This window comes from Streptomyces sp. 6N223, assembly GCF_052246635.1.
In the GTDB taxonomy this organism is placed as follows: domain Bacteria; phylum Actinomycetota; class Actinomycetes; order Streptomycetales; family Streptomycetaceae; genus Streptomyces.
On record NZ_JBQQCA010000076.1, the window covers coordinates 20,517 to 27,772 of the forward strand.

Sequence of the window (7,256 nt, forward strand, 5' to 3'; positions counted from 1 at the left end):
CATGCCCCACGCACCAGCGCCCGCCCGCCGTCGCAGCGCGGTGCTCACCACCCTGGCCCTCGCCTCCGCCACCGCACTCACCGTCACCGGCGTCACCGGCGTCACCGGCGTCACCGGCGTCACCGGCGTGATCGGCGTGATCGGCAGCGAGGACCGGGCACGGGCCGAGGACGCGCCCACCCAGGCCGACATCACCGTCGCCCAGGACGGCAGCGGCGACTTCACCACGGTCCAGGCCGCCATCGACGCCATCCCTGCGGACAACACCACCCCCGTCGCCATCGACGTAGCACCCGGTACCTACCGCGAGCTGGTCACCATCCCCGACAACAAGCCGCACATCAGCACCTGGGGCACCTCCGGCAGCGCCACGTTCAAGGCCGACGCCGACGACTTCCGGGCCGGCAACCTCACCTTCGCCAACGACTTCGACGAGATCGAGCACGCCGACCAGGAGGACCACCAGGCCGTCGCGCTGCGCACCCGAGGCGACCGGATCGTCCTGGACAACGTGATCGTCACCGGCGACCAGGACACCCTCCTGCTGGACTCCGACGACCGGTACGTCCAGAAGCGGGTCCACATCACCGGCTCCACCATCCAGGGCAACGTCGACTTCGTCTTCGGCAGCGCCACCGCCGTCATCACCGACTCGGTGATCGAGGTCACCCGCCGCCCCGACGGCTCCTCCTCCGGCTACGTCACAGCGCCCTCCACCGCGCTCGACTTCCCCGGATTCCTCATCACCGACAGCACCATCACGGGCGACGTGGACGACGGCACCTACTCCCTCGGCCGGCCCTGGCACGCCGGCGGGGACGCCGCGCTGGACCCGCAGACGACCATCCGCGACACCGAGCTGAGCGCGGCCGTCATGGACGCCCCCTGGACCGACATGAGCGGCTTCTCCTGGAGGGACGACCGCTTCGCCGAACACCACAACAGCGGCCCCGGCTCGGGACCGGCCGGCGACGACCGGCCGCAGCTGACCGACGAGCAGGCGGCGGAGCAGGAGGCCGACGACTGGCTGGGCGACTGGGCGCCCTACGAGTGAGTCGTCGTCGGCAGGAAGCCGGTCCTGGCGGAGCGGGCCCGTGCCGCGTGAGGCAGCGGCACCAGACGCGCCGACAGGACCAGCTCGCCCGGCGACGCCTGACGCTCCAGCGACAGGCCGGCGTCGCGGACCGCCGCCGCCATCGCGGCGGCGAACCCGGCGTTCGCGGGCATCGTCACGGCGTAGACGGCGTCGCAGCCCGCGTGCGCGGCCAGGCTCAGCAGCCGCCGCAGCAGCGCTGACCCGATCCCGCACCGCTGCCAGCCGTCGGCGACCAGCACGGCGATCTCCGCCTCTTCCCCGTCCCACAGCAGGTGCCCCAGCCCCACCAGCTCCCCCCACGCCGTCCAGGCGGCCACGGCCCGCCCGTGCCGGGGGTCGAGGAGATGACCGAGGTACCGGTCGGCCTCGCCCGCCCCGCCCGGGTAGCGCAGGTCGAGAGTCGCCGGGGTGCAGCGCCGGTGCAACACCCGGGCGGCGTGGTGGTCACCGGGACCGGCATCGCGCAGCACCACGCCGGCCGGGCCGCCCGCCGCGGAGCACCGCACGGGCTCACGGCTGGGGCCTCGTCCGGAGTGCCGCCCTGTCGGTCGCCGCGAGCCGTGGCGGGAACGGTAGTGAGCCATATCAAGGAGGGTCGTCGCTGGGTATTGCGCGATCACGAACGTGTTGTGACGTAAGGGTTAAGGGGGTTGTTGTAGGCATTTGCGCGCGTTGCTGCGTACACATGCCGCACCACCCCCACCGCACCGCCAGGAAGCGCGGCCCACGGCTCAGCCTCTCATACCCGTGGTCCTCGGCCTGCCGCGGCTCCGTCAACGGCCGTGGCCCGGCAGGGCGTTCCAGCGCCCCACCGGCCCGCACCGGCACGCGGCGACCCGGGCATCACCGCTTGGGGGTGGGCCGGGCGTACCGCCGCCCGGCCCACCGCGCCCTCTCCCGTGGGCTACTCCTCCTTGCCCGGGCAGGTGATGTTCGGGTTGATGTGCTCGAAGGTGCCGTCGGGGTTCTCCTCCCACGCCCAGGCGTGCAGCGTGTAGTAGGGGAGGATGGCCGGCGGCGAGAACTCCTGGCCGAGGAGGCTGGCGGGCCGCTTGGACACGTAGCCGACCGCGACCAGCTTCAGGCTGCCGTCCTCCTGCGGCGCGTACACAACGGAGTTGGGCTCGGTGATGGCCAGTTGCTCCGGGCCTTCGGCCACCTCCCGGACGAAGTGGTAGCCCAGGCCCGGGATACACGACTCGCCCATCGTGTACCCGTCGGCCTCCGCCAGCCGCACGTCCTGGTACCGGACCGTGGCTCTCCGCACCTCCCGCAGCTGTGCCTCCGGGGCGGCGCCGGAGTCGTCGCCGAGCTTGTCTCCGGCGTACGGCCCGGCGTGGGGCGCGACCTGCGTGCCGTGCTCCGTGCCGTGGTGGTCGCCGGCCGGCCCGGCCGGGACGTCCCACGCGAGGGCGGCGCTCGCCGGGATCAGAGCGAGCGCGGCCGCCAGGCCGGACGTGCCAAGGGCCCGAAACGGGCTTGTGTTCATAGCAGCTCCTTCTCTTCGCAGAGGGTGTGAGGTGGAAGCAGACACAACCGAGCCTCGTGCCACTCCCGCCGGCCCGCCACGCGGGCGGGCCGAACGTGTGGCGGGGCGAGGCCGCCTCGTACGAGAGAAGGAGCCCGCGGGGTGGGCCGGGCCGCCACCTCGCCCGGCTCGCGATCGCGTTCAGCCGTGGCGCGTCGGCGTTCGGCGCGCCAACGCCAGCCCCAGACCGCAGGTGGCGGACCACAGGAGCAGCACCGCCACGAGCGGAGTGCCGAACAGCACGACGAGGCCGGCCCCGATGTTCGCCCCGATCGTTCCGGCGGTGATCACGCGCCATCCGACCGCCAGCGCCGCACCCGCGACCACCAGCGGCAGGAGCACGTGCCACCACTGCGGACGCAGGTACCCCGCGCGCGTGGCGGCCAGGAGCAGCGCGGCGCATCCCAGGGCTGCCAGCGTGCCGCAGGCGCCGAGGAGAGTTTCCGCGCCGGAGGGCAGGTCCCACGGCCGGACCGCGTAGTCGAGCTCGGCGGGCGCGACACCGGAGGCGTTGCGCTGCCCCACGAGCCCCCACACACCCACGGGCACCGACACCACCAGCCCCGCAGCGGCGGGGAACACTGACCACCGAAACCGTGTCATGCACCGGAGTATGCGTCCCGCCATCGACGGGCGCATGAGTACACAGACTCAGCAGCGACTCAGAACGCGTCCGCGGCTGTGAGTGGTGCCCGGGCCGCCGCCGCGGCGGTACGCGGGACGTCGGGCCCGACCGCTCACCGCGCCGGTCGACGCGTTGGCCGAAATTGCCTACCGCGGTCCCCGGAAAAGGCGGAGACTCGTCCCATGGCTGACATGGGGTCGTTCCGGGAGGCGGTCACCGCGTGGGCGGCCGGTGGCCCCGGCGACCCCCCGCGCGAACTGGCCGCGCGGCTGCCCGTCCGGGTGGCCGTCCTCCTCGAGGGGCCGAGCGACGCCGCGGCCGTCAGCGCGCTGGCCGCGAGCCGCGGCCGGGACCTGGCGGCCGAAGGCGTCTGCGTCCTGCCGATGGGCGGTGCGATGAGCGTCGGGCGCTTCGCCCGCCTCCTGGGGCCGCCCGGCCTGGGCCTGCGCCTGACGGGACTGTGCGACGAGGCGGAGCGTCGCTACTACACCCGCGGCCTGGAGCGGGCCAGTGCGGCACCGCAAAGGTTCTTCGTCTGCGCGGCGGATCTGGAGGACGAGCTCATCCGCGCGCTGGGCGTGACACGGGTGAAGGAGATCGTCCGGGCGGAGGGCGACCTGCGCGCCCTGCAGACCTTCCTGCGCCAGCCCGCACAGCGGGGCCGCACCTCACAGCAGCAGTTGCGGCGATTCCTCGGCACGACGAAAGGGCGCAAGATCCACTACGGCCGCGTCCTCGTCGAGGCCCTCGACCCCGACCGCACGCCCGCCCCACTCGACGGCCTGCTTGCCAGCCTCTGACCGCTTGGTCAGCTCAATCTCCTCGGGAGAGACCCCGGGCGGGCAGGGGGCCGCAGGTGATCAGCGAGGCCGGCCGGCGACGTCGCCGCCCGCGCCCAGACGGGTTGATCGACGGGATGTCCTTCGACCAGCGTATCGGCGCCCGCTGTCGTGGGTGTTGGCTGCGGAGGCACCGACGGGCGCCCCCCTTTGAGGGCGCACACGCACGGAGTCGATCGGGCTTTGCCGCAGGCGTGTTGATCAGCATCGCGGTCGGGCTCGTGCTCGGGTCGGCTGTCTTCCATGCTGTCTTCGACAGCACGGCGACCGGCCTGGCGTTCGGCGGTGGCGTAGGCGGAATCGTCGGTGCCGCCCGCTCGCAGCGCCAGTCCTCACGAGGCCCCCACGAGGCGGCTCGGCCCGGCTTGTCCTTACGGTCTGTCCCCGAACGGCGTCCCCGGACGTGATGGCCCGAGCGGGGATTCCCGGACGCGAACACGGCCCGGTTCCTACGCCTGTGAGACCGCCCGCCGTGACGACCGTTCGAGCTGACATGATCGGATGCCATGAAGGTACTCGTGGTCGGGGCGACAGGGACGCTCGGCAGCGCCGTCGCCCGCGCGTTGGAGGCTTCCCATCAGGTCCTGAAAGCGTCACGGAGGGGGCCGGTGACGGTGGATCTCGCGGATCCGTCCTCGCTGGACGCGATCTTCGCGCAGCTGCCGGATCTTGACGCGGTCGTGTGCTGTGCCGCCGGCGGACCGCTGGTGGACCTGGAGAAGGCCGCGGATGAGGACCTCGCCGCCGGGATGCGCGGCAAGCTGCTGGGACAGGTAGCGCTGGCGCGGCGGGCCCTGCGTCATCTCCGCGACAGCGGGTCCATCACGCTGACCGGAGGCACCTTCTCCGCTCCGATGCCCGGCGGATCGCTGGGGGCCTTGATCAACGCCGGCCTGGAGGGCTTCGTCCGCAACGCCGCGGCCGAACTGCCGCGGGGCCTGCGCATCAACCTCGTCAGCCCCGGCTGGATCAGGGAGACCCTCGAAGGCATGGGTGCGGACGGCGCGGCGGGCATCCCCGCCGCCGAGGTGGCGCGCGCCTATGTGGAGGCCGTGGAAGGCACGGCGCGGGGCCGGACCATACGCCCCTGACGGCCGTGGCCACAGGTCTCGCCCCCGCCGGGGAATACCGCAGGCCCGGGTGCGGGTTTCTTCCCGTATGCGCGTGGAGATCTGGTCCGACGTCGTCTGCCCGTGGTGCTATATCGGCAAGGCCCGCTTCGAAAAGGGGCTCGCGGCCTTCGCCGGGCGGGACGGGGTCGAGGTGGTGCACCGGTCGTTCGAGCTGGACGCACGGGCACCGCGGGGCGGCACGAAGACCGTCGCCGAGGGCCTCAAGGCCAAGTTCCGGATCGGGGACGAGCAGCTGCGGGCCATGGAGGCCCGCGTGGGCGCGGCCGCCGCGGGGGAGGGCCTCGGGATGCGGCACGACCGGCTGGCCACCGGCACCTTCGACCTGCACCGCGTGCTGCACCTGGCCGGGGAACGCGGGCTGCAGGCGGAGCTGCTGGACGCGCTGTACCGGGCGTACTTCGCCGAGGCGCGGCCCGTCGGTGAGGACGGGACGGTCACGGAGATCGCTGAGGGCGTGGGACTGGATGCCGGCGAGGTGCGGAAGGTGCTCGCCGACGCCGGGGCGTACGCGGACGCCGTGCGGGCCGACGAGCGGGAGGCCGCCGGGCTGGGCATCACCGCCGTGCCGTTCTTCGTCATCGACCGGCGCTTCGGCGTCTCCGGCGGGCAGCCCGCGGAGGTGTTCACCCAGGCCCTGGAGCAGGCCGCCTCGGCCGGCGCGCTGCAGGTCGTCGGCGGGGATGGCGACGCCGGTTGCGACGACGGGGCCTGCGAGGTGCCGTAGCCCTCACTTCCTTCTCGCAGCGTCGCATCCTGCGGGCACCGATGCGGGCGGGGCCCGACCGAATCCGAGACCCGGCGCGTTTTTCGTCGGCCCGGGGAGGCCGGGCGGAGAGCCCCTTTCCGGAGGCCGGCCGGTCACCGGCCGCCATGACGCAGCGACGCGCGGGCCTCCGGAGAGCCCGGCGTTCTGCGTTGGGCGGCAAGCCGTACCGCGGGGCTGACGTGGGCGCCGGTCCTGTCCGCTCTCCCGGCGAGGGCGCGCGCTGTCGGTGGTGATGAGTGATCAACTGAGACGCCGCATCTGTCGCACTGTTCCGGTACGCACGGGGTGAGACATCCGCCGTGCTCTGCGGCGTCTTCCCGGCTTTCCACGCAGACTGGTGCTGTCGCCACCCGCTTCATCCGCTTTGTTAGCTTTGAGGAGTTGATCACTATGGTCACCGATCTGCTCGCCCACCTTCTCAGGCAGCTCAGCCCGGAGAACCGGCAGTGGCTGGAGCACCAGCCCGCCGACAAGCAGCAGGCCATCGCCGAGCGGTGGCACAGGAGGGAGGGCAGGGGATCATCCCTGCTCAGCTCCGTCGACCTCGTGCCCGACCTGGTGGACGAGGGGGCGTCCGCCAACGCCTTCATCCAGGAGGTGCGCGAGGCCGAGAACTGGTGAACGGCCGCACCTGCGAGCAGGCCTGCCCACGCCGTCTCGTCGACGATCTGGTGGAAGGGACGGTTCGCCGCGCCCAGCCGACGCGCCGGGTCCGGCTGACGAGGGTGCTGCTGATACCTCGCCGGGGCTGTGGGTTCAAGGACCGCCGCAGGGCAGGCGGCCACCACGGTGGTCGGGTCGGCTCGCGGTGTACGCGGCCGGTAGGCCGTCCAGCTCCGGCATGTCGACCGCTTCACGGCCGCGGCGAACGGGGTGACGTGCTGTCATGGCGGCCGGGGATGCCGCCGACGCACCCGGGGCATACGGACTGGGCCCACCCCCGGGCTGGCGCCGCGCTCGGCGGCTTCACAGGGCTCGTCAGTCTGCTTTCGGCCGGGTGTGGGGGTAGGTGCGGGCACGGTCGCCGCAGCGGGTGGAGCACCAGTGGCGGCGTCCACGGCGCAGCAGGTAGCGGTTGCAGGGGGGAGAGCGCCAGTCCGTGAGGTGCTCGGCATCGGGGCCGGTGAGGTGTCGGCGGCGTTGGCTGGGACGCGCGCGGGCGCGTGGTCGTGGATCGCGTTGTGGGGCACGGTGCGCGGTCTCCCACGCCCGGGTGGGGGTTGGCGGTGGTTGTTCGTGGTGGGTGGGCGGGCTGCGCGGCGGGTTCTG

At 73.1% G+C, this 7,256-nt stretch carries 8 protein-coding genes and 1 pseudogene; 5 read left to right on the forward strand and 4 right to left on the reverse strand.

Going from position 1 to position 7,256, the window contains the following annotated elements; translation table 11 throughout:
* Position 1 precedes the first annotated feature (1 nt).
* Positions 2–1,054 carry a pectinesterase family protein gene (locus ACTWQH_RS30320; protein WP_443290002.1) on the forward strand — a complete coding sequence of 351 codons (1,053 nt, stop codon included), beginning with the start codon at positions 2–4 and terminating at the stop codon, positions 1,052–1,054.
* Here the strand turns inward: ACTWQH_RS30320 and ACTWQH_RS30325 are convergent.
* The 3 genes from ACTWQH_RS30325 to ACTWQH_RS30335 form a co-directional block, all read right to left on the reverse strand.
* Positions 1,045–1,602, reverse strand: a complete 558-nt coding sequence (locus tag ACTWQH_RS30325) for a GNAT family N-acetyltransferase (RefSeq protein WP_443290003.1) — start codon at positions 1,600–1,602, stop codon at positions 1,045–1,047. The genes ACTWQH_RS30320 and ACTWQH_RS30325 overlap by 10 nt on opposite strands.
* A gap of 398 nt (positions 1,603–2,000) precedes the next feature.
* Complete coding sequence (locus ACTWQH_RS30330) at positions 2,001–2,585, reverse strand: hypothetical protein (RefSeq protein ID WP_443290004.1); 585 nt, start codon at positions 2,583–2,585, stop codon at positions 2,001–2,003.
* A gap of 180 nt (positions 2,586–2,765) precedes the next feature.
* A complete protein-coding gene (locus ACTWQH_RS30335; RefSeq protein ID WP_443290005.1) occupies positions 2,766–3,227 on the reverse strand; it encodes a hypothetical protein in 462 nt (153 codons plus the stop codon).
* 204 nt (positions 3,228–3,431) lie between these two features.
* Between ACTWQH_RS30335 and ACTWQH_RS30340 the strand changes: the two genes are divergently transcribed.
* The 4 genes from ACTWQH_RS30340 (at position 3,432) to ACTWQH_RS30355 (ending at position 6,608) form a co-directional block, all read left to right on the forward strand.
* Positions 3,432–4,049, forward strand: coding sequence for a TOPRIM nucleotidyl transferase/hydrolase domain-containing protein (locus tag ACTWQH_RS30340; RefSeq protein WP_443290006.1), 618 nt, complete (start codon positions 3,432–3,434; stop codon positions 4,047–4,049).
* Positions 4,050–4,594: 545 nt separating this feature from the next.
* Complete coding sequence (locus ACTWQH_RS30345) at positions 4,595–5,179, forward strand: short chain dehydrogenase (RefSeq protein ID WP_443290007.1); 585 nt, start codon at positions 4,595–4,597, stop codon at positions 5,177–5,179.
* A gap of 67 nt (positions 5,180–5,246) precedes the next feature.
* Positions 5,247–5,945: a DsbA family oxidoreductase gene (locus ACTWQH_RS30350; protein ID WP_443290008.1), complete on the forward strand. Its 699-nt coding sequence runs from the start codon at positions 5,247–5,249 to the stop codon at positions 5,943–5,945.
* 432 nt (positions 5,946–6,377) lie between these two features.
* Positions 6,378–6,608: a hypothetical protein gene (locus tag ACTWQH_RS30355; protein ID WP_443290009.1), complete on the forward strand. Its 231-nt coding sequence runs from the start codon at positions 6,378–6,380 to the stop codon at positions 6,606–6,608.
* Positions 6,609–6,965: 357 nt separating this feature from the next.
* Here the strand turns inward: ACTWQH_RS30355 and ACTWQH_RS30360 are convergent.
* A pseudogene (locus tag ACTWQH_RS30360) lies at positions 6,966–7,256 on the reverse strand (hypothetical protein); the annotation flags it as partial.

Bases quoted from the DNA above. Each gene is read 5' to 3' on its own strand.
- ACTWQH_RS30320 (WP_443290002.1), top strand. From the start codon at position 2: ATGCCCCACGCACCAGCGCCCGCCCGCCGTCGCAGCGCGGTGCTCACC.
- ACTWQH_RS30330 (WP_443290004.1), bottom strand. From the start codon at position 2,585: ATGAACACAAGCCCGTTTCGGGCCCTTGGCACGTCCGGCCTGGCGGCC.
- ACTWQH_RS30335 (WP_443290005.1), bottom strand. From the start codon at position 3,227: ATGACACGGTTTCGGTGGTCAGTGTTCCCCGCCGCTGCGGGGCTGGTG.
- ACTWQH_RS30340 (WP_443290006.1), top strand. From the start codon at position 3,432: ATGGCTGACATGGGGTCGTTCCGGGAGGCGGTCACCGCGTGGGCGGCC.
- ACTWQH_RS30345 (WP_443290007.1), top strand. From the start codon at position 4,595: ATGAAGGTACTCGTGGTCGGGGCGACAGGGACGCTCGGCAGCGCCGTC.
- ACTWQH_RS30350 (WP_443290008.1), top strand. From the start codon at position 5,247: ATGCGCGTGGAGATCTGGTCCGACGTCGTCTGCCCGTGGTGCTATATC.
- ACTWQH_RS30355 (WP_443290009.1), top strand. From the start codon at position 6,378: ATGGTCACCGATCTGCTCGCCCACCTTCTCAGGCAGCTCAGCCCGGAG.